The sequence below is a fragment of the Streptomyces sp. MGP-P1 genome, from assembly GCF_057766565.1.
This window is the reverse complement of record NZ_JBYMEM010000007.1, coordinates 322922-347828: the sequence shown is the minus strand read 5'-3', so window position 1 is coordinate 347828 and position 24907 is coordinate 322922. Positions and strand designations below refer to the sequence as shown.

Genomic DNA, 24907 nt, shown 5'->3' with positions numbered 1-24907 from the left:
GGCCCGCTGAGCGCGCCCAGCCGGGTCGGCCCGGTCAGCGCGACCAGCCCGGTCCGCGCGCCCGCCCGGTCAGCCGACTCGGTCCGCTCAGCCGGCGACGAAGGTGCGGGCCGCCTTGTCGTGCCAGCACTGGCGCCAGGGCCGGTCGATCAGGCACCAGAGAACGTTGACCACGCCGATGACGAGCAGCCCCAGCACGCCGTAGACGAGCCAGCGGCGCAGGGCCGCGCCCAGGGTGGGCGCGTCGTGGGACTCGATGTCCCGTACGTCGAGACCGCAGAGCTTCTTGCCCAGCGTCCGGCCCCACTTGGCCGTCGGCAGCGCCTCCAGGACGAAGCCGATGAGGAGGAACGCGCCGAGCAGCGCCCCCAGCAGCGCCCCGGTGGTGGAGTCCAGCAGCCAGACGGTGACCGTCTCCCCCGTCTCCTTCGCCGCGGTGATCTTCCGGTCGATGTGGTCGAGCGCCCGGGTCGCCAGCGGGACGGCCGCGGCCCCGACGACCGCGCCGAGCACGAGACTGTCGACCAGCCGGGCGGCGAACCGCTTGCCGAGCCCCGCGGGCCGGGCCGAGGCCTGGTTGCGGGCGAGTTGCTGGAAGGGGTCGTCGACCGGCGGCTTCCAGGGCACGACGGGCTGGTCCGCGCCCGGCGACTGGCGCTGGAGCTGGTGTGGTTGCTGCTGGTGTGGCTCGGGCTGGGCCAGTTGGTGGACCTGCTGCGCCCAGGAGGCCGAGCCGCCGCCGGGGCCCGGCGTCAGCGGCGTCTGCGGGGCCGCCGGGGGCACGGGGGCGGGGGACGGCGCGGGCACGGGGGCGGGGGCCTGGACCGGCCCCTGCCGCACTTCCTGCGGTACGGGAGCGGGAGCCGGGGCCGGGGCGGCCGGAGTCGGGGCCGGCAGGGCTGCCTGCTGTACCGGTGCCTGCTGTGGCTGCTGTTGCTGCACCTGCTGTGCGTGCTGTGCCTGCTGCGCCTGCTGCGCCTGCTGCGCCTGCTGCGCCTGCTGCGCCAGAGGCTGCTGTGACTGCTGTGACTGCTGCGACTCCTGCGCGTGCTGTGCCTGCGCCGGCAGTGCCCGGGGGGCCGGAGCCGGAGCCGGAGCCGGTGCGAGGCTGTTCTGTGCCGCGCCCACGTTCTGCGGCCCCTGATGCGTACCGGCGTTCGACGGTGCCGGGGCGGCGGGCTGAACGGCGTTGGACCGTGCGGCGTCGGGCCCCGCGGCGCGCCGGCCCACCGCGCGGATCGTGACCGTTCCCTCGGTCGGCGGACGCGCCCCGGCCTCCGCGGCGGACCGGCCGCCGTCCCGCGTCCCCGGCAGCGCGCCGCCGGTCGGGTCCTGGGCCAGCGGCGCCCTCGGGTCGGCCGACGCCGAAGGGTGGCCGGCGGGCTCCTGGGCCGGCCCGCCCCAGTCGACCCGGCGGTCCCGTTCGCCGCCGAAACCGTTCTGGCGTGCGGTGTCCGCCTGCCAGACGGACGCGGAGCCCGCGTGGTCCGCGGCGGGTTCACCGGATCCGGCCGCCGGGGCCGCCGGGCCGTCCTGGCCCTCCAGGGGGCCGTCCTCCTCGTCGAAGAAGATCGGCCCGGTCTCCTCCACCGGCGCGGCCTGCCCACCGGCGGCGGGAGCGGCGGCCGGGCCCGCCTGACGGGGCGCGGGGCGGCTCGTGCCGGGGACCCAGGACGCGCCGTTCCAGTACCGGACGTAACCGGGGATGGAGGGGTCGGGGTAGTAGCCCTCGCGGGGGCTTTCGTCACCGGGTGCCGGAGTTGGCGCGCTCATCAGCGGGTCCCGTATCTCTTCGAGGCCTCAGGCCGTCCCCGCCGGGCGGGCGGACGGCCTCAATACAAGGGTCCACATCTATCAGACCGCCGACCGCCCCCGGGCCGGTCCACCTGTTTGGGACCACTTTCGGGATCGCACGAAGTTTCTTTGAGAAGTCGCGTAATAGGTGGCGGGGAGGGCGCTCTCTCCTTGTGCGGGACGGTCACGGGGCCGGCCCACGAGCACCGGAAGGTTGTGCATTCTCATGATGAGCATCGTGGAACGTGAGCTGGAGCTGAAGCTGGTCCTGTCCCCCGAGCGGTCCATTCCGGTACCCGCCCGGCTGACGTATCGCACGGACGACCCGTACGCCGTGCACATCGCCTTCCACATCGGCTCCGAGTCGCCCGTGCACTGGACGTTCGCCCGGGAGTTGCTGGTGGAGGGCGTGTTCCGGCCGTGCGGGCACGGGGACGTACGGATCTGGCCGACGAAGGTCGCGGGCCGCGGCGTCATCTGTGTGGCCCTCACCTCCCCCGACGGCGACGCCCTGCTCGAAATGAACTCGGCGGCCGTGGCCGCCTGGGTGGAGCGGACCCTGCGGGTGGTGCCGCCGGGTTCGGAGAGCGACCGGCTCGGCATCGACGAGGCGCTGGCGGAGCTGTTGGCCCCGCTGCCGGCCGACGACCTCTGGCTGAGCGACCCGTGGCAGTCGGACGACGCGCCGTCCCAGGACGGCGAGGCGTGAGGGCCTCCGGACGGGAGGGCCGCTGCCAGGAGAGCTTGCCGGGGTCGCTGTCAGAAGAGCTTGCCGGGGTTGAGGAGGCTCAGCGGGTCGAAGGCCGCCTTGATGCCGCGCTGGAGTTCGACGCCGGTCTCGCCCAGTTCGCGGGCGAGCCACTCCTTCTTGAGGACACCGACGCCGTGTTCGCCGGTGATGGTCCCGCCCAGTTCCAGGCCGAGCGCCATGATCGCGTCGAAGGACTCGCGGGCCCGGCGGGACTCGTCGGGGTCGTGGTGGTCGAAGCAGACGACGGGGTGGGTGTTGCCGTCCCCCGCGTGGGCGCAGACGCCGATGGTGAGGTCGTACTCCTCGGCGATGGCCGCCGTGCCCGCGAGCATCGCGCCGAGCTGCGAACGCGGTACGCAGACGTCGTCGATCATCGTGGCGGGCCTGACGGTCTCCAACGCGGTGAGCGACATCCGGCGGGCCTGGAGGAGGAGTTCGGACTCGGCGGGATTGTCGGCGGGGACCACCTCGGTGGCCCCGGCGGCGGTGCACAGGTCTTCGACGGCGGCCAGGTCGGCCGTCGGGTCGGGGGTGTCGAAGGCGCAGAGCAGCAGGGCCTCGGTGGTCTCGGGCAGGCCCATGGAGGCCATCGCGTTGACGGCACGCACGGTCGTACGGTCCATCAGTTCGAGGAGTGACGGGGTGTGACCACGCTCCATGATCCGGCACACAGCGTCACAGGCGGTGGCTGCCGAGGGGAACTCGGCGGCGAGGACGAGCTGCTGCGGCGGCCGCGGTCTCAGCGCGAGGACGGCCTTGACGACGACTCCGAGGCTGCCCTCGGAGCCGACGAAGAGCCGGGTCAGGTCGTATCCGGCGACGCCCTTGGCGGTGCGGCGGCCGGTGGTCAGGAGCCGTCCGTCGGCGAGGACGACGTCCAGGCCCAGGACGTATTCGGCGGTGACCCCGTACTTCACGCAGCACAGGCCGCCGGACGCGGTGCCGATGTTGCCGCCGATGGTGCACGTTTCCCAGCTGGAGGGGTCCGGCGGGTAGTACAGACCGTGTTCGTTCACCGCGCGTGACAGCACCGCGTTGACGACGCCCGGTTCGACGACGGCGATCCGGTCGACGGGGCTGATCTCCAGGATCCGGTCCATCTTCACCAGGGAGAGCACGATGCAGCCGTCCGAGGCGTTGGCCGCGCCGGACAGGCCGGTACGGGCGCCCTGCGGGACGACCGGGACGCGCAGCGCGGTGGCGGTGCGCATGACGTGCTGGACCTGCTCGACCGTGCGCGGGAGCACCACGACGGCCGGGGTGCCGGCCTCGCAGAAGCTCGCCATGTCGTGGGCGTAGGACGCGGTGACGTCCGGATCGGTGATCAGCGTCTCGGGGGGCAGTCCCGCGCGCAGCTGTTCGAGGAGATCGCTCATGATCCAAGCGTGACACCCGGGGCCAATGGTGTGAACCCGTGGGCGGCGACGATCCGAAGGAGCGGTGTGCTCGTATGACTGACGCACAGTGATGGCCATGGATGTCATGCCGCAGCAGGGTCCGGAGTCCCGCCAACCGCCCGAGCCGTCCCCGCAGGGGCCACAGCACCCACAGGACCCGCTGGACCCACAGGACCCACTGGACCCGCAAGCCCCTTACGTGATGCCCGCCGAAGGCGCCACCGCCGTACCCCCGCCGCCGCCCACCCTGCGGACGACGTTGCGCCGGGCCGCGTTCGGCGCGGTCGCCGCAGGGGTGCTGCTGGCCGGGGCGCTGGTGGCGGTGGAGGACGGGGAGGGCGACGGGCCGAAGGAGCCGGGGCCGGTCGAGCGGGCCGAGGCGGCGGCGACCGCGGGCTCCCCCGCCTCGCTGTCGGACCTCACCGCGCTGATCGGGGACCGGCAGAAGTGGGTGGCGTCCCACCCGAAGGACGCCCCGTCCCTGGCGACGCTCGGCACGGCGTACGTGGAGTGGGCGCGGCGTTCGGCGGACACGACGTACTACGCCCGCGCCGAGGAGACCTTGAAGCGTTCGCTGGAGGCGCGGGCGGGCGAGCGCGGGAACGAGGAGGCGTGGGTGGGCCTGGCGGCCCTGGCCAACGCCCGGCACGACTTCCTCGCGGCGAAGCGGTGGGGCGAGACCGTGAAGAAGCGGCAGCCGAAGGCCTGGAGCGTGTACCCGGTCCTCATCGACGCGTACACCGGGCTCGGCGACCAGAAGGCGGCGACCGCGGCGACGGAGAAGTTCGGCGAGCTGCGCAAGGGTGTTCCGGCGCTGGCCCGCACCGCCGAGCTGTACCGGGGCCAGGGTTGGCGCGAGGACGCGCTGGCCACCGCCAGGGAGGCGGCGGACCGGGCGACGCAGCCCGCCGAGAAGGCCGAGGCGCTGCACCGGCTCGGCGAGCTGGCCTGGGAGCGGGGCGAACCGGAGGAGGCGGTGGCGCAGTTCGACGCGGCGCTGCGCACGGACGCCGGTCACCACGCCTCGCTGGCGGGCCGGGCCCGGGCCCTGGTGGCGCTGGAGCGCACCGACGAGGCGCTGGCCGCGTACCAGAGCGCGCTGGAGAAGTTCCCGCGCCCGGAGTACGCCCTGGAGCTGGGCGAGCTGTACGAGTCGCTGGGGCTGGACGGGGACGCCCGCACCCAGTACGCCGCGCTGCGGGAGATGGTGGCCGCGGCGAAGAGGGCCGGGGTCGACGAGTCCTTGCCGCTGGCCCGTTTCGAGGCCGACCACGGGGACCCGGACGCGGCGGTGGAGCTGTTGCGCGGCCAGTGGGCGAAGCAGCACCGCAGTGCGGCGGTGGCGGACGCGCTGGGCTGGGCGCTGCACCGGGCGGGCGAGTCGGAGGAGGGCCTGGAGTACGCGCGGCTGGCCGCGGACACGGGCGTGCGGAATGCCTCGTACGCGTACCACCTTGGCGTGATCCAGCGGGAGCTGGAGGACTACGGTCCGGCGCGCCGGAATCTGGAGCAGGCCGTGCGCACCAACCCGGCCTTCTCGCCGCTCGCGGCGCCGCTGGCCCGTCAGGCGCTGGACGCGCTGGGCGAGCCGCCGCCGGGCGGTCCGGGCGACACGCGGTCGGCCCCGCCGCCGCCCGCCCCGGAGCCGAAACCGGAGACGGAGCGGGAGACGGGGCGGGAGGCCGAACGTAAGGCCGAGCGGGAAACGAAGCCCGAGGCTTCGGCCCCCTCGAAAGCGGCCCCGTCCCCGTCCCCGGCCTCGTCGAAGGCCGCGGCGACCAGCCCGGCGGCCGGGAAGCCGGAGGCGGCCGGGGCGTCGAAGAGCCCCTGATCCGGGCAGGACGCCGTGAACGACGTGGCCGCCGCGGTCCGGGGTACTGCCCCGGGCCGCGGTGGCGTTCCGCGTGAGAGACGCAGGCCGGGCAGGCCGCAGGTCAAGGACAGCGGCTCGCGGGTCCCCGGCTCAGAGGTTGCCGCGCTTCTCCTGCTCGCGCTCGATCGCCTCGAACAGGGCCTTGAAGTTGCCCTTGCCGAAGCCCATGGAGCCGTGGCGCTCGATCATCTCGAAGAAGACGGTCGGCCGGTCCTGGACCGGCTTGGTGAAGATCTGCAGCAGGTAGCCGTCCTCGTCGCGGTCGACGAGGATCTTCAGCTCGCGCAGGGTCTCGACCGGCACCCGGGTCTCGCCGGCCCACTCGCCGAGGGTGTCGTAGTACGAGTCGGGGGTGTCCAGGAACTGGACGCCGGCGGCGCGCATCGCGCGGACCGAGGCGACGATGTCGTTCGTGGCGAGCGCGATGTGCTGGACGCCCGCGCCGCCGTAGAACTCCAGGTACTCGTCGATCTGCGACTTCTTCTTCGCGATGGCCGGCTCGTTGATCGGGAACTTGACCTTGAGCGTGCCGTCGGCGACGACCTTCGACATCAGGGCGGAGTACTCGGTGGCGATGTCGTCGCCCACGAACTCCTTCATGTTGGTGAAGCCCATGACCTGGTTGTAGAAGCCGACCCACTCGTTCATCCGGCCGAGCTCGACGTTGCCGACGCAGTGGTCGATCGCCTGGAAGGTGCGCTTGGCGGCCGGCTCGACCATCGGCGAGGCCGCCGCGAAGCCGGGGAGGTAGGGGCCCTCGTAGCCGGAGCGCTCCACCAGGGTGTGGCGGGTCTCGCCGTACGTGGCGATGGCGGCGAGGACGACGGTGCCGTGCTCGTCCTTGACCTCGTGCGGCTCGGTGAGGCCGCGGGCGCCGTGCTCGACGGCGTACGCGTACGCGGCGCGGGCGTCCGGGACCTCGATCGCGAGGTCGATGACGCCGTCGCCGTGCTCGGCGACGTGGTCGGCGAGGAAGGTGCCCCATTCGGTGGACGGTTTGATCACGGAGGTGAACACGAAGCGGGCGGCGCCGTTGGTCAGGACGTAACTCGCGGTCTCGCGGGTGCCGTTCTCCGGTCCGGAGTAGGCGACCAGCTTCATGCCGAAGGCGGTCGAGTAGTAGTGCGCGGCCTGCTTGGCGTTGCCCACGGCGAAGACGACCGCGTCCATTCCCTTGACCGGGAAGGGGTCGGCCTGCCGGGCGGTTTCGGGGCTGGTGTGCAGAGTCTCAGTCATGTTCGAAGGCTCTCCCCACATCGCAAGGTGCGCAATAGTTCACGCATCGGCTGGTCAATGTGCCCAGTGGATCGCCATGATGGCCGGACTATCTGTACAGGGTGACCATCAGAGGCAGGCTCATGGCGATCGATCATCTGGACGGGCGGCTCATCGTGCTCCTGGCACGCGAACCGCGGATCGGCGTCCTCGAAGCATCCCGGCGGCTCGGGGTGGCGCGCGGGACCGTGCAGGCGCGGCTGGACCGTCTTCAGTCGAACGGCGTCATCCGGGGATTCGGCCCCGACGTGGATCCGGCGGCGCTCGGCTACCCCGTCACCGCGTTCGCCACGCTGGAGATCAAGCAGGGCCAAGGGGCCGACGTGCGCGCCCACTTGGGCGGGGTGCCGGAAGTGCTGGAGCTGCACACCACCACCGGGCACGGCGACATGTTCTGCCGCCTCGTGGCCCGTTCCAACGCCGATCTCCAGCGGGTGATCGACCGGGTTGTCGGATTTGATGGCATTGTCCGGGCCTCCACGGCGATCGTCATGGAGAACCCGGTTCCGCTGCGGATCATCCCGCTGGTGGAACAGGCGGCCGAGGACACCGACTGAGCGAAGCGCTCGGGAGGCCCCCCGATCCGAAGGAGCGCCGTGTGAGCTTCTGGGAGTATCTGAACACCCGCCACCAGCAGCTCCTCACGGACGCGTTCCAGCACGTCAGCGCGGTCTTCCAGTGCATGGTCATCGCCACCGTGCTGGGCGTGGTCATCGGCGTGGTGAGCTACCGCAGCGGCTGGGGCGGCTCGCTCGCCATCACCTCCACGGCCACGATCCTCACCATCCCCTCGCTCGCCGCGATCGGTCTGCTGATCCCTCTGGTCGGCCTCGGCGTCGCGCCGACCGTGATCACCCTGACGCTGTACGGGCTGCTGCCCATCGTCCGGAACTCCATCGTCGGGCTGCGGGGCGTCGATCCGTCCCTGGTCGACGCGGCGACGGGCATCGGGATGTCGCGGCCGGCCCGGCTGTGCCGGGTGGAGCTGCCACTCGCCTGGCCGCCGATCCTGACCGGGATCCGGGTCTCGACCCAGATGCTGATGGGCATCGCCGCCATCGCCGCGTACGCCTCCGGGCCCGGCCTCGGCAACGAGATCTTCCGGGGCATCGCCTCGCTGGGCAGCGCCAACGCGATCAACCAGGTCCTCGCGGGCACACTCGGCATCGTCGTCCTCGCCCTGCTCTTCGACGCCGCGTACGTCCTGCTGGGGCGGCTGACCATCCCGAGGGGGATCCGTGCCTGAGACCGAGACCGGCACCGTCGTCGCGGAGGAGGGGGCCACCGCCGCCTCCGGGGCCACCATCCAGCTGGAGAACCTCACCAAGAGCTACCCGGGCACCCCGAATCCGGCCGTCGAGAACGTCTCGATGGAGATCAGGGCGGGCGAGACGGTGGTCTTCGTCGGACCGTCCGGCTGCGGGAAGTCCACCACCCTCAAGATGATCAACCGGCTGATCGAGCCGACGTCGGGCCGGATCCGGATCGACGACGAGGACGTCACCGACATCGACCCGGTGAAGCTGCGCCGCAAGATCGGGTACGCGATCCAGTCCTCCGGCCTCTTTCCGCACATGACGGTCGCGGACAACATCGCCCTGGTCCCGAAGATGGTCGGCTGGTCCAAGTCCCGGGTCAAGGACCGGGTGGAGGAGATGCTCGACCTGGTGGGCCTGGACCCGCGCGAGTTCCACGGACGCTATCCGCGCCAGCTCTCCGGCGGGCAGCAGCAGCGGGTGGGGGTGGCGCGGGCGCTGGCCGCCGACCCTCCCGTCCTGCTGATGGACGAGCCGTTCGGGGCGGTCGACCCGATCACCCGCGACCACCTCCAGGACGAGCTGATCCGGCTCCAGCACGAACTGCACAAGACGATCGTGTTCGTCACCCACGACTTCGACGAGGCGATCAAGCTCGGCGACCGCATCGCGGTGCTGCGGGAGCGTTCGCACATCGCGCAGTTCGACACCCCCGAGGCGATCCTGACCAACCCGACGGACGACTTCGTCTCCGGCTTCGTCGGCGCGGGCGCGGCCCTGAAGCGGCTGAATCTGACCCGCGTACGGGATGTGGGCATCGCGGACTTCCCGACGGTGACGGTCGAGGACCCCCTCCAGTCGATCTTCAACAAGCTGCGCAGCGGCCCGCACAACGAGCTGCTGATGCTGGACCGCCGCAACCGCCCGTACAAGTGGCTGCGGCGCGGCGACCTGATGCGGGCGCGCGGTTCGCTGGCGCGGGCCGGGCAGCTGGTGCACGACACGGTGACCCGGGACGCCACGCTGCACGACGCGCTGGAGGCGGTCCTCACCGACAGTGGGGGCCGGGTCGCGGTGACCGGGCGGCGGGGCGAGTTCATCGGGGTCGTCGACATGAAGACGCTGATGGACAACGTGCAGGAGCTGCTGGAGGCCGACCGGCTGACGGCGATGGAGCACCAGCACGAGCTGGAGGAGCTGCGGGGCCACCGGACGGAGCAGGAGCTGGAGGGGGGTGGCGGCGGCCGATGAGTCCCAGCCATCCGTCCGGATCCGGCAAGGGCCCGGCCGCCCCCACCCGGCCGCCGGGCGAACACGACGTCAAGGGTCACGCGTTCCACGACGAGGAGAGCGACCCCTCCCCCGCCCCGGCCGCGCCGGAGCGCCGGTTCACCTGGCGGAAGCTGGTGGTCCTGCCGGTGGTGCTGGTGGTCGTCCTGGTCGCCACCTACGTCTGGATCACCAACACCCACCTGGACTCGATCGCGGAGAACTCGCTGAGCGGCGGCAATGTGCAGCTGCGCTGGTGGCAGCACGTGCGGCTGACGGCGATCTCCACGTTCTGGGTGCTGATCATCGCGATCCCGCTGGGCATCGCCCTGACCCGGCGGCGGCTGCGCAGGGCGGCCCCGGCGTTCACCGCGCTGGCCAACATCGGGCAGGCGACGCCCGCGATCGGTCTGCTGGCGCTGCTGGTGATCTGGCTGGGCATCGGCCCGCGGACCGCGATCATCGGCATCGTGATCTACGCGGTGCTGCCGGTGCTCTCCAACACGGTGGCGGGCCTGCGGGCGATCGAGCCGAACATGATCGAGGCGGCGCGCGGGATGGGGATGTCCGGCCGGGGCGTCCTGATGAAGGTGGAGCTGCCGCTCGCGGTCCCGCTGATCCTGGCCGGGGTGCGTACGGCACTCGTCCTGAACGTCGGCACGGCGACGCTGGCGACGTTCGGCGGGGGCGGCGGACTGGGCGACCTGATCACGTCGGGGATCCAGACGCAGCGGATGCCGGTGCTGGTCATCGGCTCGGTGCTGACGGTGGTGCTGGCCCTGCTGGTGGACTGGCTGGCCTCGCTGGCCGAGTTGGCGCTGACGCCGCGCGGGCTGGAGGAGCGATGAGGAGGACGGCGTACGTTCCCCGGCGCGGGGCCGTGGCGATCGGTGGCCTGGCCCTGGCGGTGGCGGTAAGCGGCTGCGGGCTCAAGAGCGGTTCGCCGATGGTGGACGACGTGTCGCCGGGGTCGGTCGGGCGGGGTGAGCCGCTCAGGGGCGCGACGCTGACCGTGACGTCGAAGAACTTCAGCGAGAACATCATCCTGGGTCAGATGACCGGCCTGGTGTTCAAGGCGGCCGGGGCGGAGGTCCTGGACCGGACGAACCTGCCGGGTTCGATCAGCGCGCGCGAGGCCATCATCAACGGCGACGCCGACGCCCAGTGGGACTACACCGGCACCGGCTGGATCACCTTCCTCGGCCACGCGGACCCCATCGTCGACCCGAGGAAGCAGTACGAGGCGGTGCGGGACGAGGACCGGGGCAACGGGGTGGTCTGGCTGCCGCCGGCGCCGCTCGACAACACGTACGCGCTCGCCATCAGCAAGAAGAACAACGCCCGGTACCGGCTGGAGACCCTCTCGGACGTGGCGGCCCTGGCGAGGAAGGACCCGGGCGCGGTGACGATCTGCGTGGAGAACGAGTTCGCCTCCCGCGACGACGGGCTGCCCGGCATGGAGAAGAAGTACGGGATGAGCATCCCGGCGGGCAACATCCGGAAGATGGACGCCGGGATCATCTACACCCAGGTCTCCGAGTCCGACTCCTGCCTGCTGGGCGAGGTGTTCACCACCGACGGGCGCATCAAGGCGATGGACCTGGACGTCCTGGAGGACGACAAGAACTTCTTCCCCAACTACAACGCCTCCCCGGTCATCCACGAGGCGACCTTCGAGAAGTACCCGGTGATCGCGGAGCTGCTGGACCCGCTGGCGAAGAAGCTGACGACCGAGGTCGCGCAGACGCTGAACGCCAAGGTGGACGTGGAGGGCGAGGACCCGCACGAGGTGGCGAAGGACTGGCTGGTGGCGGAGGGGTTCATCGAGGAGGGGTGAGTTACAAAGGATCGCTGCAAACAGTTCCTTGCAAAAAAACCTTGCAAAGCATCCTTTGCATCTCTACCTTCGAACCATGGCAGAGAACGAGGACGCCCGCCCCTACCGCTACGACGGCACCGACCGGAAGATCCACCAGGTCGACGCCCGCACCCTGCGGGCCATCGCGCACCCCCTCCGGATCCGGCTGCTGAAGGCACTGCGCGAGTTCGGACCGGCCACCGCCTCCCGGCTCGGCGAGCGACTGGCCGAGTCCAGCGGCGCGACCAGCTACCACCTGCGCCAACTGGCCGAGTCCGGCATGGTCGAGGACGCCCCGGAGCTGGGCAAGGGACGCGAACGCTGGTGGCGGGCGGCGCACGACGGCTCGACGGTCGAGAGCGCCGAGTTCCGGACGCACGCCGACCCGGAGGTGCGCGGGGCCATCGACTTCCTCCTCCATGAGACGGCCACGTCCCACGCCCAGGAGCTGAACACCTGGCTGGGCACCGTGGACGACTGGTCAAAGGAGTGGCAGCGCAGCTGGGACATGAGCGACTTCACGCTCCGCCTCACCCCGGAACTCGCCCTGGAGATGTCCCGGAAGGTCCACGAACTGATGGAGAGCTACCGGGGCGTCGTCCCCGACGACACCGAGGGGTCGGCCGTCGTCCGGACCCACCTGCACGCCTTCCCACGCCCCTCCGAATGAGCGTCGCGCCGCCAACAGCCCACTCCCCGAAGGGATCCGCCTCATGCATGCCGATGTCCACCACCTCCTGCACGCCACCCGCGCGTCCGAACTCCAGGGAGAGGCCACGGCGTTCCGCCTCCCCCGCACCAGCCTGCGCATCCGGGTCGGCTGGGCCCTGGTCGAGGCGGGTCTGCGCCTGACGACCCGGAGCGGGGAGGCGACCGCGCCTCGCACCGCCGCCCTCCATCCGGCGTGACCATCGAGTCGGGGGAGACAGCACCATGGGGAACCGCACCCCGCTCGCCGCCACGCTCGCGGCCAACTCCATTTCCACCGCAGGCACTTCACTGACTCTGATCGGCGTCCCCTGGTTCGTCCTGGAGACCACCGGCAGCGCGGGCCGGGCCGGGCTCGTCGCCTTCTGCGCCACCCTGCCGATCGTCGTCGCCGCACTGATCGGCGGACCGGTCATCGACCGGATCGGCCGCCGCCGGGTCGCCATCGCCTCCGACGTGGTGTGCGCCTCGGCCATCGCGACGATCCCGCTCCTGCACTTCGCCGACGTCCTCGACTTCTGGATGCTGTGCGCGCTGATGGCGGTCAACGGGTTCGCCCACACCCCGGGCAACACCGCGCGCTACGTACTGATCCCGGACCTGGCCGAGCACGCGGGCACCACGCTCCCCCGGGCCGCCAGCCTCTTCGACGCGGTCTCGCGCGGGGCCCGGATGGTCGGCGCGGCGCTGGCCGGGGTCCTCATCGCCTTCGTCGGCGCGGAGACCGTCCTGCTGCTGGACGCGGCGACGTTCGGGCTGTCCGCCCTGCTGATCGCCACAGGGGTGCGGGGAGTGCGCGCGGCCGAGCCGCGCAAGGCCGAGGCCCCGGTGTCGCTGCGCGCCTACGGCTCCGAACTCCGCGAGGGCTACGCCCACTTGCTGGGCAACCGGCTGCTGCTGGCGATCGTGGTCATGGTGATGTTCATGAACGGCACCGACCAGGGCTGGTACGCCGTGCTGCTCCCCGTGCACGCCGAGGCCGAGCTGGGCGGCGCGACCGCCATCGGGCTGCTCACCGCGGTGTTCGGGGCGGGCGGTCTGGCGGGGGCCCTGTTGTACGGGGCGGTGGGGCACCGGTTCTCCCGGCGGACGGTGTTCACGGTGTGCGTCGTCCTGTGCGGCGCGCCGAGGTTCCTGGTCGCCGCGGTGACCGGGACGACGCTGCCGCTCGCGGTGACGATGCTGCTCGGCGGGATCGCGGGCGGCGTGCTGAACCCGATCCTGACGACGGTGGTCTACGAGCGGGTGCCGGACCGGCTGCGCAGCCGGGTGTCGGGGGCGCTGACGGCGGGCTGCGAGTTGGCGATGCCGCTGGGCGGGCTGGCGGCCGGGCTGCTGGTGGAGGGCGCGGGCGCGACGGGGGCGCTGCTGCTGATGGGCGGGGTCTACTTCCTGGCCACGCTGAGCCCGCTGGTGTTCCCGTCCTGGCGGACGCTGGACGACGCGCCGGTGACGGAGCCCGTACAGTCGGTGCCACCCGTACAGCCGGCGCCGCCGCAGGTCAGCAGCTCGGCACCTTCCCACCGGTCTCCAGGGCCTTGAGCGAGCCGACCGCGTCCTTCAGCGTGGAGACGGGCACGATCCGCAGCCCGTCGGGCGCCTCGGCCTCCGCCTGAGCGCACTCGGCCTTCGGTACGAGGAAGACGCTCGCCCCGTCACGGTGGGCGCCCTGGGCCTTCATCGACACGCCGCCGACCGCGCCGACCTCGCCGTCCGCGCTGATCGTCCCCGTACCGGCGATGGTGCGGCCGCCGGTGAGGTCGCCGCCGGAGCCGTTGCCGTCGAGCTTGTCGATGATGCCGAGGGAGAGGAAGAGGCCGGCGCTCGGGCCGCCGATGTCGCCGAGGTCCACGCCGACGCGCAGCGAACCGGGCTCGCGGTCCAGGTAGTTCAGGGCGGCGTCGACGGCGACGTTCTGCGACTGCTTCATGTCGTCGAGGTTGTGCTTCTCGATCTCCTTCTCGGAGCCACCGGTGGGGTAGACGGAGTCGCGCGGCATGACCGCCCGGTCGGTCCGGAACCAGCCGTCGATCACCTCGCCGATACGGACGTCCGCCTTCGGCCCGGTGGCGAGGATCGTCGTCATCCTCAGCTGCCCGTCGGTGGGCCGGGTCTCCGCGCCGGTGATGGTGATCACCGGCCGCCCGTCGTCCTCGCCGAGCACGTCCGCGGTCAGCCCGGGCCGGGCCAGGGTGAACGGCAGCGGAGCGAAGGCCGCCGTACCGAAGAGGGCGAGGACGGGCAGCGCGCAGAGGGCGAGGACGCGGGGGCGCGTGAGACGAGTGAGCACGCACCCAATCTAACCGCCGCCCTCCGGCCGGAACGCGCCAGGCGTACGCCGCCCCGGCCGTCTCCGCGGAGGCGGACCGGGCGTTCCCCGGCCGGTACGGACTACCGCAGCGCGTCGGCGACCTCCCGGCACCACGGGCTACCGCAGCGCGTCGGCCACCTCCCCGCACCACGGGCTACCGCAGCGCGTCGGCCACCTCCCGGGCGGCGTCGAGCACGCGGGGCCCGACCCGTTCCGGTACGGCGTCGGCGAGCATGACGACACCGACGCTGCCCTCCACGCCCGAGACCCCGACCAGGGGCGCGGCCGCCCCGCTGGCCCCGGCCTCGAGTTCGCCGTGGGTGAGGGTGTACCCGGGGTGTCCGGCCTCCGTGGTCTGCCGGGCGGACAGGATGGCCCGGCCCGCCGCACCCCGGTCCAGCGGATGCCGGAAGCCGGCCCGGTAGGCGACGTGGTAGTCGGTCCAGGTGGGCTCGACGACGGCGACCGCGAGGGCGTCGCTGCCGTCGACGAGCGTGAGATGGGCGGTGGCCCCTATGTCCTCGGCCAGGGAGCGCAGCGCGGGCAGCGCGGCTTCCCGGACGAGCGGATGCACCTGGCGGCCGAGCCGCAGCACACCCAGGCCGACCCGGGCGCGGCCGCCCAGGTCACGGCGGACCAGGGCGTGCTGCTCCAGGGTGGCGAGCAATCGGTAGACGACGGTCCGGTTGACACCGAGCTTGTTGGACAACTCGGTGACGGTCAGGCCGTGATCGGTGTCGGCGAGCAGTTTGAGGACGCGCAGTCCTCGGTCGAGCGTCTGGGAGGTCTCCGCTGTCACGACGCCCTCTCCTCTTCGGGGTGAGCGACGACGGTCCTGCTCCGGCGGGGTTGCGACGCCGGTCCCAGCGGCGACGCACGGAGAGGCCGCCGGCCTGGCAAGGCACCGGCTGCGCTCCGCGGCGGCGTTGCCACGGGGCGTTCATATGGCGGGGACAGTAGCGAGCCAGTCCGCTCAGCGGAAGTCCTCGTCCAGAATCCGGTCTTCGGACACGGAGCCCCGGAACGGCCCGCGCATAAGGGCCGGTCAGCGGGGCGGCGTCCGGAAAGCGAACATCTACGCGCGTTCACGTGTCACGACACCGGCAGGTCAGCTGTCCACGGATGTGAACCAACGTTAACAGTGCGTGAACGGTCACCGAGAAAATTCCCGGACCCGACGACCGGAAACGTCTCCGCGGAAGCCGGGAGCGTCGCCGCGACGTCCGGGAACGCCGTCGGCCCGCACGAAGGGGGAACCTCCGAACGGGCCGAGGGAAATGGACGACAGCGGGGTCACGTCATCCGCGTCGCCCATTCCTGGACCTTCGCGATCCGCTGCTGGATCTGGTGCGCCGTGGCCTCCGCGCTCGGCGGGCCGCCGCAGACGCGGCGCAGTTCGTTGTGGATCACACCGTGGGGCTTGCCGCTCTGGTGCGTGTAGGCGGAGACCGTGGTGTTGAGCTGCTTGCGCAGGCTCAGCAGCTGCTTGTGGGTGACCACGGGCCGGGCGTCGGCCGGTTTCTCCAGGAGGTCGGCCTCCTCGGCCGGCTTCTGGCGGCTGTGCGCGATCTGCCGGGTCTGCCGCTTCTGGAGGAGCAGCTGGACCTGGTCGGGTTCGAGGAGCCCGGGGATGCCGAGGTAGTCCTGCTCCTCCTCGGAGCCGGGGTGGGCCTGCATGCCGAACTCGGCGCCGTCGTACAGCACCCGGTCGAAGACGGCGTCGGATTCCAGCGCCTCGAAGGGGAGCTGTTCCTCGGTCTCCTCGTCCTCCAGTCTCTCCGCGTCGGCGAGGAGCTTGTCCTCCTCCGAGAACGGGTTCTCCTCGTCGCTGCCCTTCTTCGGCTTGTCGAGCACATGATCGCGCTCGACCTCCATCTCGTTGGCGAAGTCGAGGAGCATCGGGATGGTCGGGACGAAGACGGAGGCCGTCTCGCCGCGCCTGCGGGACCGCACGAAGCGGCCGACGGCCTGGGCGAAGAAAAGGGGCGTGGAGATCGTCGTCGCGTAGACGCCGACGGCGAGGCGCGGCACGTCGACGCCCTCGGACACCATGCGGACCGCCACCATCCAGCGCGACTCGTCGCCGCTGAACTGGTCGATCTTCTTGGAGGCGGCCTTCTCGTCGGAGAGGACCACGGTCGGCGTCTCGCCGGTGACCTTCTTGAGGATCTTGGCGTACGCGCGCGCCGACTCCTGGTCGGTCGCGATGACGAGGCCGCCCGCGTCGGGGATGCCCTTGCGGACCTCGGTGAGCCGCTTGTCGGCGGCGGTGAGCACGTTGGGGATCCACTCGCCGGTGGGCGCCAGCGCGGTGCGCCAGGCCTGCCCGATGGCGTCCTTGGTCATCGGCTCGCCGAGCCGCGCGGCGATCTCGTCGCCGGCCTTGGTGCGCCAGCGCATGTTGCCGCTGTAGCTGAGGAAGATGACCGGGCGGACGACGCCGTCGGCGAGCGCGTTGCCGTAGCCGTAGGTGTAGTCGGCGGAGGAGCGGCGGATGCCGTCGTTGCCCTCCTCGTACGCCACGAACGGGATCGGGTTGGTGTCCGAACGGAACGGCGTACCGGTCAGCGCGAGCCGCCGGGTCGCCGGGTCGAACGCCTCCTGGCAGGCCTCGCCCCAGGACTTCGAGTCACCGGCGTGGTGGATCTCGTCGAGGATCACGAGCGTCTTGCGCTGCTCGCAGCGGTTGCGGTGCAGCATCGGACGTACGCCGACCCCGGCGTACGTCACGGCGACCCCGTGGTACTCCTTGCTCAGCGGGCCGGCGCTGTAGTCGGGGTCGAGCTTGATCCCCACCCGGGCGGCCGCCTCCGCCCATTGCTTCTTGAGGTGCTCGGTCGGGGCGACGACGGTGATCTGCTGCACGACATGGTGGTGCAGCAGCCACGACGCGAGGGTCAGCGCGAACGTGGTCTTGCCGGCGCCGGGCGTCGCGACGGCGAGGAAGTCGCGCGGCTGCTCCTGGATGTACCTCTCCATGGCGCCCTGCTGCCAGGCTCGCAGCTTGCCGGCGGTGCCCCAGGGGGCGCGGCCGGGAAAGGCGGGTGAGAGGTGGTGGGAGGCGGTGGTAGTAGTCACGGTCTCCGGTTCGGGGCTCTCGGGTACGTGGGGCGCTGTCCGCACCGGACCCGGCCCTTGATCGGCCCGGCCCGCGATACGACAACCGGGCCACCCTACCGGGGGCCCGGTGGGAACCCGGCACGAACGAGCCGTGCCGGGGGCCGACGAGACCGTGCTCACATCGCGTCGAGGACCAGGTCCCGCAGCCCTTGGGAGATCGCCTTGATCTCGTCCGTCGCCCCCGTGGCGACATCGATGACCAGTCGTTCCGCCGCGTCGATGTCCGGGCGCAGTTCAACGCCGTTCATGGCCAGAAACGTGACACAGGACAGCCAGGCGGTCCGTTTGTTGCCGTCGAAAAGAGGGTGGTTGACCGCCAGGGACTGGAGAAGCGCCGCCGCCTTGCCGATCAGATCGGGATAGGCCTCCTCGCCGAACATGGCGGCGGAGGGGCGGTGTGCCGCCGACTCCAGCAGTCCGGCGTCCCGAAGGACGATCTGCATGTCGTCGCAGGCATGCTCGGCGATCACGAGGATGTCCTCGGAGCTCAGATAGACACAGCTCACTTCAGCCGCTCCATCAGCTCGCTCCACTTGGCCGCCTGCTCCTTGGCCGTCTTGCGGACGATGGCCTGTTGCGCGGTCCTGGAGAGGTAGTCGTCCACGGCCTGGAGCAATATGGCGTGCATGCTGGTGCCCTCCTGCTCGGCACGCCGCTTGAGGGCTTCGGTCTGGTCGTCACGGAGACGCAGGTTCATAGCCATACCAGAACGGTACCAGCGGCTGGGGCCAGAGCGGTACCGCTACTTCTCCCGCACGACGACCCGGGTCGCCACCCACGCCCCCACCAGCGCCACCCCCGCCATCGGCAGGAACACGGCGGCGAACGCGCCCGGGTGCGAGCCGGCGGCTCCGGCCTCCACCGCCCCGTGCGCGGCCGCGCCCACCGCCCCGCCGCCGAGCGCGGCGAAGGCCGCGCCGCCGCCGGCCAGGAGCAGCACGTTGGAGAGCCCGTCGGAGATCTGGAGGGCGGCGGAGTTGGAGCCCGCCTCCTCCGGGGCCGACAGCTTCAGCAGCAGCACGCTGGTGGAGGCGATCACCATGCCCATCCCGAAGCAGCCGAAGGCCCAGGCGACGGCGACGGTCCAGACCGGGACCCCCTCGATCAGCACGGAGGGCGCCACCGCGATCGAGGCGGCGACCAGCACCATGCCGCTGACCATCAGCCGCTCGCGGTGGGGCTCCATGCGCGGCCGGGACTGTACGAACGAGCCGAGGGCCCAGGTCGCCCCGCCCACGGCCAGCGAGAGCCCGGCCATCGTCGGGGACAGTCCGCGCTGGGTGACCAGCATCAGCGGTACGAAGGACTCGGCGGCGATGAACGACCCGGCGGCGACCCCGCGCAGCAGGACCACCGAGGGCAGCCCGCGCCCCGCCCGTACGGTCCCGGTGGGCAGCAGTCCGCGTACGGCGGGCACCAGCAGGGCGGTGCCGAGGGCGGCCGGCAGGAGGGCGAGCCAGTTCAGCTCCTGCCCCGCGTACTGGAGCAGCCCCGCCCCGGCCGAGATCCCCAGGGCGAGCCGGATCCGGCGGCGGTCGTACGGCTCCGTGGCGGCGGCCGGGTCCGCGGGCCCGGAGGCCGTCCGCCGGATCGCCGGGAGGGCCAGGACGAGCGGGATCACGATGAGGGCCGGTATGCCGACGAAGACCCAGCGCCAGCCGAGGTGCTCGGTCACCGTCCCGGAGGCGAGCGGCCCGACGACGGAGGGGATCACCCAGCTCGCGGCGAAGGCCGCCAGGATCGCGGGCCGGATGCGCTCGGGGTAGGCCCGCCCGATGACCACGTACAGGGCGACGATCACCAGCCCGCCGCCGAGCCCCTGGACCGCCCGGCCCGCGATGAAGACCCACATGCTGGTGGCCGCCCCGGAGAGCAGCAGGCCGACGCCGAAGGCGGTGATCCCGGTGGCGAGCGGCTGGAGCGGCCCGCGCCGGTCGGCCCACTGCCCGGAGAGGACCATGGCGAACAGGCTGGTGGTGAAGTACGCGGAGAAGGCGAAGGCGTAGAGAGGGATCCCGTTCAGCTCGCGCGCGGCGACCGGCATGGCCGTGCCGACCGCCGTGGCCTCGAACGCGATGAGGAACACCACGGAGACGATGCCGATGCTGAGCGCCCGGTAGGTGCGCCCGAGGACCCCTTCGACGGCCGCGCGGGGGATGTCGGACAGCGGGTCCGAGGAGTGATCGTCGGTCGCGGGCGGCGCGAGGCGTGCGGCATCGGTGCCGTCACGCGGTTCGAGGGCGGTCATGGGCTCAGCGTAAGGGGCATGGAGCAGTTTGAACCCTGTCCATGTGCGGCACCGCACTCGGCCCTTGGTCGTAGGTCCCGGGCCTCGGTGCCGGGCCGGGTGTGAACGGCGTATGGCAGTCGCGTTGCGGGCCCGCCGGATGCCTTGAGGCGGCGGGCGGAGACCCGTAGCGTCATGGACAGCAAGGGAACGGAGCACCGCACCACAGCACCGCAGCGCCACACCCGACCGTGTGCCCGAGAGGCTCAGGGGCTCGACTGCAACTCGAGTTACACCGGTTCGAATCCGGTCACGGTCTCCATCGCCGAGTGGCCGTCCCCGCGACAGGGGGCGGCCACTCCTGTCTGCGGCCGGTCAGCCGGTCTTCAGGGCTTTCATCACCTCGCGCGTATCGCTGATCAGATCGGCCCGGTAGGCGAGCATCTCAGGTTGGTCCATCACGTCCGGCAGACCCTCCGGCAGACCGTCCGTTCCGTTGTCGATGTCCGGAGGAGACATCCAGGAGGACAGGGCGAGCGTCACGACGAAACCGCCTTCCACCACCCGCACGCGCATGGACGCGTCCTCCAGGATCAGCAGATAGGCCTGGTCGCCGAGGTCCGGTACGCGCTCCACCCGGTCCACGCCCGTGCCGTCGATCTCCGTCAGCGTGCTGCTCGCCTCGAACTCGGGGCGCGGGTCGGTCTCCCGGTGCAACTCGGCCGTGACGGACGCCTGATAGCCGGTGGACCAGCCCGAGGCCTCAGCGCCGTCCGGCGCCCGAACCGCCGCCACCGTGAAGTCGACGGTGCAGCGGATGCGGTGGAGGGCGGAGTGCTCGATGCCGTCCAGTTCGGTCGACGGCTCACCCGCCGGCTCCCCCACCGCCTTGGCGAGCGCCTTCAGCTCCACCGCCGCACAGGAGTCGGACTCCACGCGGTAGCCGCGCGGGTCGGGCTTCCCGTCGTCGCCGATCCCGTACGCGAAGACCGCCGTCGCCCACACCGCCGACGCCACCACCGCTCCGGCGGCGGCCCACAGCAGCCGCCGCGCCCGGCGCCGGCCACCGGCGGGGAGCCCCTGCCCCGGATCGAACCCGCTCACCACGTCCGGGGGCGTATCCGGCCCGGGTTCGCCCACCAGTTCCGGCTCAGTGATCACGTGCTGACTCTCCCTGGTCGGATGACGGTACGAACCTTCGGCCGGGTTCGGTCCTTCGCGGCATTCTCCGACTATCCGGGCCGGTCCGGAAGTGTCCGGGGCCCGTCGCCCCGGAGAGCCTCTCGCTCCGGCAGGGGACGCGAAGGGCCCCGCACGGAACCGGGAGGGGCCGAGGGTTCACGTGCGGGGCCGCTATCGGCGCGTGGGCCGTCGGACCGCGTCCAGCAATCAACGGGGAGGGGCTTGTCGCTCCCCTGTCTCCGACCGCTGCCGAGGAGCGAACAGGGCTGCGGGCGACCACCGAACGCGGCAGCCCGCGGCCGCGCGTCACCGGGTCAGGCGGGGTCCAGTGACGGCCGGGCCTCCAGCCCGCCGTTGTTCTCGCAGCCCAGCTCCTTCGCCATGGCCAGCGAGACGGAGTGGGCCACGGTCGCGTAGGCGTCCTTCAACTTCTCCGGGTCGCCTTCGGGTTCCCCGGGCGACCAGCGCTCCACGCCGATGTCAACGTGAGCAGGCTGGGAGCCGGGCAGCTTCGCGCTCCGGCAGGCGAACTGGACGACGGCCTCGTCCGGAGCGGCCAGGGCCCGCTCCCCCATGGGAAGCACACTGAACTTCGGAGCGGGTTCGCCCTTCGGCGGGCTCCCTACCAGTTCCCAGGTGACCTCCAGCCGATCGCTCTGAGCGGCGTTGATCGCGTACACCTGGCAGATGTCCCCGTCATCGGCGCCGGGCGAATCGAACGCCTCGCTCAACGACTCCGCGGCCTGCGCGACGGTGGACCCCTCGGCCGGCGCCTCGAACCGCGTGGACCCCGTGATCACCTTCAGCCCTTCCGCCGCGTCGGCGGATATGGCGGTGCCGCCGCAGAGTCGCGTGCCCTCCACAGCCTGGTCATCCTGCTTCGCGGCACCGTCCCCTCCACTACAGCCGACCACTCCGAGAGCCAGCGAACCGGCCACGACCACGGCGACGAATCCATCGCTTACAGCCCTACGGCTGATCACCATCTGCATCCTTCTGCGTCCTCGCCCGCCACCGGTCTCAGCCGGTCTCCGGGTCGTTGCCCTGCTGATTCTCGCGGTCATTGCCGGTGGAATAGCCGACCCTCATGGACTCCTTGAGGTCCTGCCCGAATACGCTGTCGGGATCCAGTCCATGATGGCGCATGAACTCCTCCATCGGCGCCTCGGCCAAGCGCTCACCAGCGGAGTAGACCTTGGTCTTCTCCTCCCGGGTGAGGTCCTCGACCTTCTCCTTGTGCTCGTCCACCGAGTTGCCGGAGATATCGCCGACCGTCTGCCCGATGACCTGCTCCAGAGCGCCACTGGCGGTGTCGGTGGCCAACGGGATGAGGATTGCGGCCGTGCCCACGGCCGCTGTCGCGGGCAGGAAGGCCACGCCGGCCGCCACGCCCGCGACGGCCCCGAACTCCACCCAGCCCGCCCGCTTGGCGACCGCCTTCTCGTACTCCTCGTGCTTCTTCAGGTTCTCCGCCTCGACCTGGTCCCCCCGGGACTGGTCGAGCATGCCCTGTACCTCGGATCCCGTATGCACAGCCGCCCGCACCGCGCCCTGGTCGATCTTTCCGTCCGGGCCTACCTGCGCTTCCAGCACACTTCGGGTGTAGACCTCTTCCGCTGCGGAGACAGCCGCGTAGGCGTCCGGGTGCTGGCCGATCGCGCTGAGGAACCCCCGGGCGATGTCGCGCCCGTCGCGGTCCTCGGTGTCCGCGAAGTCGAGACGTCCCTCCTGGTTCTCACCGGGGGCGAAGACGCTCCCCGGTTCGTTCTTGTTCAACGCCCAGTTGATGTCGTCGATGTATCCCGCACCCATGACGCCCATGCTGTCCGCCAGGCCCTCCTGGTGCTTGAGGAGTCCCGCGTCCGCGCCGTACTTCTCCATGACCTGCTGCATGACCGCGGCGTTGTCGGCGTCCCGCTTCACGCTCGCGTCCGGGTCGCCGGCCGGGTAGCCGAGAGTCGCCGCCTCCAGGGCGTGGCCCAGTGCGTCCGGCATGTGCTGGAGGGTGGGCCCCAGCTTGTCCGGGTCGGTGGAGTTGGAGTCCGGGAACGACTCCCACTTCTCGTTGCCGAAGAAGTCGAGGTAGTTGCCGATCGCTACGTCGTCCTTCTTCCCGAGGTCGGCCGTGGCACCGTGCTTGACCGTGCCGTCCTCGTTGTAGGCCGTCGGTTCGTCGGTGAAGAACTTCTTCGCCGCGTCCGGGCTGTTCCCCAGCGCCTCCAGCATGGCCGTGGTCGGGTCGTAGCCGGAGCCGTTCTTCCCCGAGGGGTTGTACGGGTTCTCCAGGAAGCCGTTCACCTGCTTGTTGCCGGCGAAGCGGTAGGGATCCTGCTGGTGCAGCTGCGCCACGTGCTCGGCGATCGGGTTGAGGAACTTCGCGTCGTAGTTCCCGTACCGCATGATGCCGCCGAGCAGCTGGTAGCCGTACGGGCCGCCGCTGTTGTCGTACTTGGAGAGCGGGATCTGCTGCGTCCCCAGCTTGCGGAGCTCCGGCCCCCACTCCGTCGAGAACGCCTTGTCGTGGGAGGCGGTGGCCAGGTTCAGGCCCAGGTTGCGCTGGAGTTCCTGTACGTCCGCCAAGCGGGTCTTGTCGACCTTGGCGTAGTCGTGCGTGTCCGTGGAGAGCTGGCCGAAGAAGGCGAGGGACTTCTCCGGGCCGAGCTTCTCGTAGAAGTTCTTCGCGAACTCAGGCGACTTTCCGTTGTCGCGCAGCAGCTCGTTCAGCGACTGAAGTTCGGTGTGGGTGAGGTCGCGGCCCTTTGCGGCCAGGGCGGCGGCCCGGCCCGCCTCCTCCTGGTCGAACTTCGTGTACTTCGGGGCGCTGAAGTCCTTGCGGTCGGTGACGTTGGCCTCAAGGGAGTTCTTGAAGGTCACATCGGTGTCGTTGCAGTTGTCGACGATGAGGTCGATCCTCTTCTGCCACGACTCGATGTTCTCCCTCTCCTGCTGAAGGTATTTGCTGAAGTCGGGGTCGTGACGCGCCGTGTTGTCCTCGGAGATCGGGGAACGCGCCGTCACCCTGCCCCTCCCGTCCACCCGGATGCCGGCCGCCGGCCCTTCGTTGTCCCGGATGCCGACCAGGTCGTCCTTGGCCTTCTTGAAGGCCGTGTAGCCCTCTTCCAGCAGCGTCTTGACGCCCTTGGCCTCGGCGGCGGCGTCCGTGAACTCCTTGGCGGTCTTGCCTATGAATTCCCTGGTGACCACGGCGTTGAGACCCTCCCAGCTCGCCTTGCTCGCCTTCGCCTTCATCCCGTCGGAGGCCTGGGTGGCGAGCTTGTCCAGCTTGGCCGCCATTTCCGACCAGTCGTCGGCCGCGGCCTTCAGCTTTCCCAGCGGGGCTTCGATGATGTCTTCGTAATTCAGCATGCGCGTGCTCCCCCGAGCCCTACTTCATGTATTCCGAGAGTATGGAGATCGACGTCAGATCCCCACCGATCTTCACCTCGTCCTTGGCGTGCTGGGCCTTGGTGTAGTCCAGGTGGTTCGAAATGTGCGCGCAAGAATCCAGCAGGGTCCTGAGATGGGTCTGCCAGAAGTCGTGCACCTTGAGCACCGCCGAACCGCTCGCGAAGTTGCCGTTGGTGAGCGCGATCGCCGCGTCGAAAGTGGCGGGACGGGCGTGGTCACCGTCCTTCGAAAGCTTCGTCCTGAGCTCGTAGGCGTCATTTCCGATAGCGCCGAGATCGTCCCGGTTCACCACCAGATCGGACGCGCCACCGCCCCCCGCGGCCGGAGCGCTGTTGAGCTGCATGGCGCTTCGCTCTGCCGCCGCCGCGCGCAGTTCGGCCCATTCCTTCTCGAACGTCACGAATTCCCCAAGTCCGCTTGCGTAGACCGCTTCGTCGGAGGAATGCGGCCGCCTGCCTGCTTACCGTATCGAGTTCAT

The 24907-nt window shown here is 71.1% G+C and carries 23 protein-coding genes and 1 tRNA gene; 11 read left to right on the top strand and 13 right to left on the bottom strand.

Annotated elements, in window-relative coordinates:
- Positions 1 to 87 precede the first annotated feature (87 nt).
- Positions 88 to 1773: an RDD family protein gene (locus AC3CH1_RS23215; RefSeq protein WP_488464692.1), complete on the bottom strand. Its 1686-nt coding sequence runs from the start codon at positions 1771 to 1773 to the stop codon at positions 88 to 90.
- Positions 1774 to 2020: 247 nt separating this feature from the next.
- Between AC3CH1_RS23215 and AC3CH1_RS23210 the strand changes: the two genes are divergently transcribed.
- Positions 2021 to 2503, top strand: a complete 483-nt coding sequence (locus tag AC3CH1_RS23210) for an SsgA family sporulation/cell division regulator (RefSeq protein ID WP_361880054.1) — start codon at positions 2021 to 2023, stop codon at positions 2501 to 2503.
- Between the two features lie 50 nt (positions 2504 to 2553).
- Here the strand turns inward: AC3CH1_RS23210 and AC3CH1_RS23205 are convergent, their stop codons facing one another.
- Positions 2554 to 3921, bottom strand: coding sequence for an FAD-binding oxidoreductase (locus AC3CH1_RS23205; RefSeq protein WP_488464691.1), 1368 nt, complete (start codon positions 3919 to 3921; stop codon positions 2554 to 2556).
- A gap of 97 nt (positions 3922 to 4018) precedes the next feature.
- On the opposite strand from AC3CH1_RS23205, the gene AC3CH1_RS23200 reads away from it, so the two are divergent.
- Complete coding sequence (locus AC3CH1_RS23200; protein WP_488464690.1) at positions 4019 to 5773, top strand: tetratricopeptide repeat protein; 1755 nt, start codon at positions 4019 to 4021, stop codon at positions 5771 to 5773.
- A gap of 132 nt (positions 5774 to 5905) precedes the next feature.
- On the opposite strand, the gene hppD is transcribed toward AC3CH1_RS23200, so the two are convergent.
- Positions 5906 to 7051: a 4-hydroxyphenylpyruvate dioxygenase gene (gene hppD, locus AC3CH1_RS23195; RefSeq protein ID WP_488464689.1), complete on the bottom strand. Its 1146-nt coding sequence runs from the start codon at positions 7049 to 7051 to the stop codon at positions 5906 to 5908.
- Between the two features lie 122 nt (positions 7052 to 7173).
- On the opposite strand from hppD, the gene AC3CH1_RS23190 reads away from it, so the two are divergent.
- The 8 genes from AC3CH1_RS23190 (at position 7174) to AC3CH1_RS23155 (ending at position 13723) form a co-directional block, all read left to right on the top strand.
- On the top strand, positions 7174 to 7647 hold the full coding sequence (locus AC3CH1_RS23190) for an Lrp/AsnC family transcriptional regulator (RefSeq protein WP_003968841.1): 474 nt from the start codon (positions 7174 to 7176) through the stop codon (positions 7645 to 7647).
- Between the two features lie 41 nt (positions 7648 to 7688).
- A complete protein-coding gene (locus AC3CH1_RS23185) occupies positions 7689 to 8336 on the top strand; it encodes an ABC transporter permease (protein ID WP_361880044.1) in 648 nt (215 codons plus the stop codon).
- Positions 8329 to 9597, top strand: coding sequence for an ABC transporter ATP-binding protein (locus AC3CH1_RS23180; protein ID WP_488464688.1), 1269 nt, complete (start codon positions 8329 to 8331; stop codon positions 9595 to 9597). Before AC3CH1_RS23185 ends, AC3CH1_RS23180 begins: the two co-directional genes overlap by 8 nt.
- A complete protein-coding gene (locus AC3CH1_RS23175; protein ID WP_488464687.1) occupies positions 9594 to 10463 on the top strand; it encodes an ABC transporter permease in 870 nt (289 codons plus the stop codon). Before AC3CH1_RS23180 ends, AC3CH1_RS23175 begins: the two co-directional genes overlap by 4 nt.
- Positions 10460 to 11452 (top strand): glycine betaine ABC transporter substrate-binding protein, encoded by a 993-nt coding sequence (locus tag AC3CH1_RS23170; RefSeq protein WP_488464686.1) that lies wholly within the window; start codon positions 10460 to 10462, stop codon positions 11450 to 11452. The genes AC3CH1_RS23175 and AC3CH1_RS23170 overlap by 4 nt, the downstream gene beginning before the upstream one ends.
- Before the next feature lie 76 nt (positions 11453 to 11528).
- Positions 11529 to 12143, top strand: a complete 615-nt coding sequence (locus AC3CH1_RS23165) for an ArsR/SmtB family transcription factor (RefSeq protein WP_488464685.1) — start codon at positions 11529 to 11531, stop codon at positions 12141 to 12143.
- 43 nt (positions 12144 to 12186) lie between these two features.
- Positions 12187 to 12381 carry a hypothetical protein gene (locus AC3CH1_RS23160; protein ID WP_488464684.1) on the top strand — a complete coding sequence of 65 codons (195 nt, stop codon included), beginning with the start codon at positions 12187 to 12189 and terminating at the stop codon, positions 12379 to 12381.
- Between the two features lie 25 nt (positions 12382 to 12406).
- Positions 12407 to 13723 carry an MFS transporter gene (locus tag AC3CH1_RS23155; RefSeq protein ID WP_488464683.1) on the top strand — a complete coding sequence of 439 codons (1317 nt, stop codon included), beginning with the start codon at positions 12407 to 12409 and terminating at the stop codon, positions 13721 to 13723.
- Here AC3CH1_RS23155 and AC3CH1_RS23150 read toward each other — a convergent pair.
- The 6 genes from AC3CH1_RS23150 to AC3CH1_RS23125 form a co-directional block, all read right to left on the bottom strand.
- Positions 13683 to 14471, bottom strand: coding sequence for a S16 family serine protease (locus tag AC3CH1_RS23150; protein WP_488464682.1), 789 nt, complete (start codon positions 14469 to 14471; stop codon positions 13683 to 13685). The genes AC3CH1_RS23155 and AC3CH1_RS23150 overlap by 41 nt on opposite strands.
- 175 nt (positions 14472 to 14646) lie before the next feature.
- A complete protein-coding gene (locus AC3CH1_RS23145) occupies positions 14647 to 15291 on the bottom strand; it encodes an IclR family transcriptional regulator (protein ID WP_018958460.1) in 645 nt (214 codons plus the stop codon).
- A gap of 494 nt (positions 15292 to 15785) precedes the next feature.
- Positions 15786 to 17570 carry a DEAD/DEAH box helicase gene (locus tag AC3CH1_RS23140; RefSeq protein ID WP_488464681.1) on the bottom strand — a complete coding sequence of 595 codons (1785 nt, stop codon included), beginning with the start codon at positions 17568 to 17570 and terminating at the stop codon, positions 15786 to 15788.
- A gap of 158 nt (positions 17571 to 17728) precedes the next feature.
- Positions 17729 to 18118 (bottom strand): type II toxin-antitoxin system death-on-curing family toxin, encoded by a 390-nt coding sequence (locus AC3CH1_RS23135; RefSeq protein ID WP_488464680.1) that lies wholly within the window; start codon positions 18116 to 18118, stop codon positions 17729 to 17731.
- Positions 18115 to 18315, bottom strand: a complete 201-nt coding sequence (locus tag AC3CH1_RS23130; RefSeq protein ID WP_488464679.1) for a CopG family transcriptional regulator — start codon at positions 18313 to 18315, stop codon at positions 18115 to 18117. The genes AC3CH1_RS23135 and AC3CH1_RS23130 overlap by 4 nt, the downstream gene beginning before the upstream one ends.
- 39 nt (positions 18316 to 18354) lie before the next feature.
- Positions 18355 to 19860, bottom strand: a complete 1506-nt coding sequence (locus AC3CH1_RS23125) for an MFS transporter (protein ID WP_488464678.1) — start codon at positions 19858 to 19860, stop codon at positions 18355 to 18357.
- Between the two features lie 226 nt (positions 19861 to 20086).
- Here AC3CH1_RS23125 and AC3CH1_RS23120 point away from each other — a divergent pair.
- Positions 20087 to 20161 (top strand) — tRNA-Cys (locus tag AC3CH1_RS23120).
- A 53-nt stretch (positions 20162 to 20214) separates the two neighbouring features.
- Here AC3CH1_RS23120 and AC3CH1_RS23115 read toward each other — a convergent pair.
- The 4 genes from AC3CH1_RS23115 to AC3CH1_RS23100 form a co-directional block, all read right to left on the bottom strand.
- Positions 20215 to 21000, bottom strand: a complete 786-nt coding sequence (locus tag AC3CH1_RS23115) for a hypothetical protein (RefSeq protein WP_488464677.1) — start codon at positions 20998 to 21000, stop codon at positions 20215 to 20217.
- Positions 21001 to 21335: 335 nt separating this feature from the next.
- Positions 21336 to 22013 carry a hypothetical protein gene (locus AC3CH1_RS23110; protein WP_488464676.1) on the bottom strand — a complete coding sequence of 226 codons (678 nt, stop codon included), beginning with the start codon at positions 22011 to 22013 and terminating at the stop codon, positions 21336 to 21338.
- Positions 22014 to 22041: 28 nt separating this feature from the next.
- A complete protein-coding gene (locus AC3CH1_RS23105) occupies positions 22042 to 24387 on the bottom strand; it encodes a hypothetical protein (protein ID WP_488464675.1) in 2346 nt (781 codons plus the stop codon).
- A gap of 19 nt (positions 24388 to 24406) precedes the next feature.
- Positions 24407 to 24829: a hypothetical protein gene (locus AC3CH1_RS23100; protein ID WP_488464674.1), complete on the bottom strand. Its 423-nt coding sequence runs from the start codon at positions 24827 to 24829 to the stop codon at positions 24407 to 24409.
- Positions 24830 to 24907: the final 78 nt, after the last annotated feature.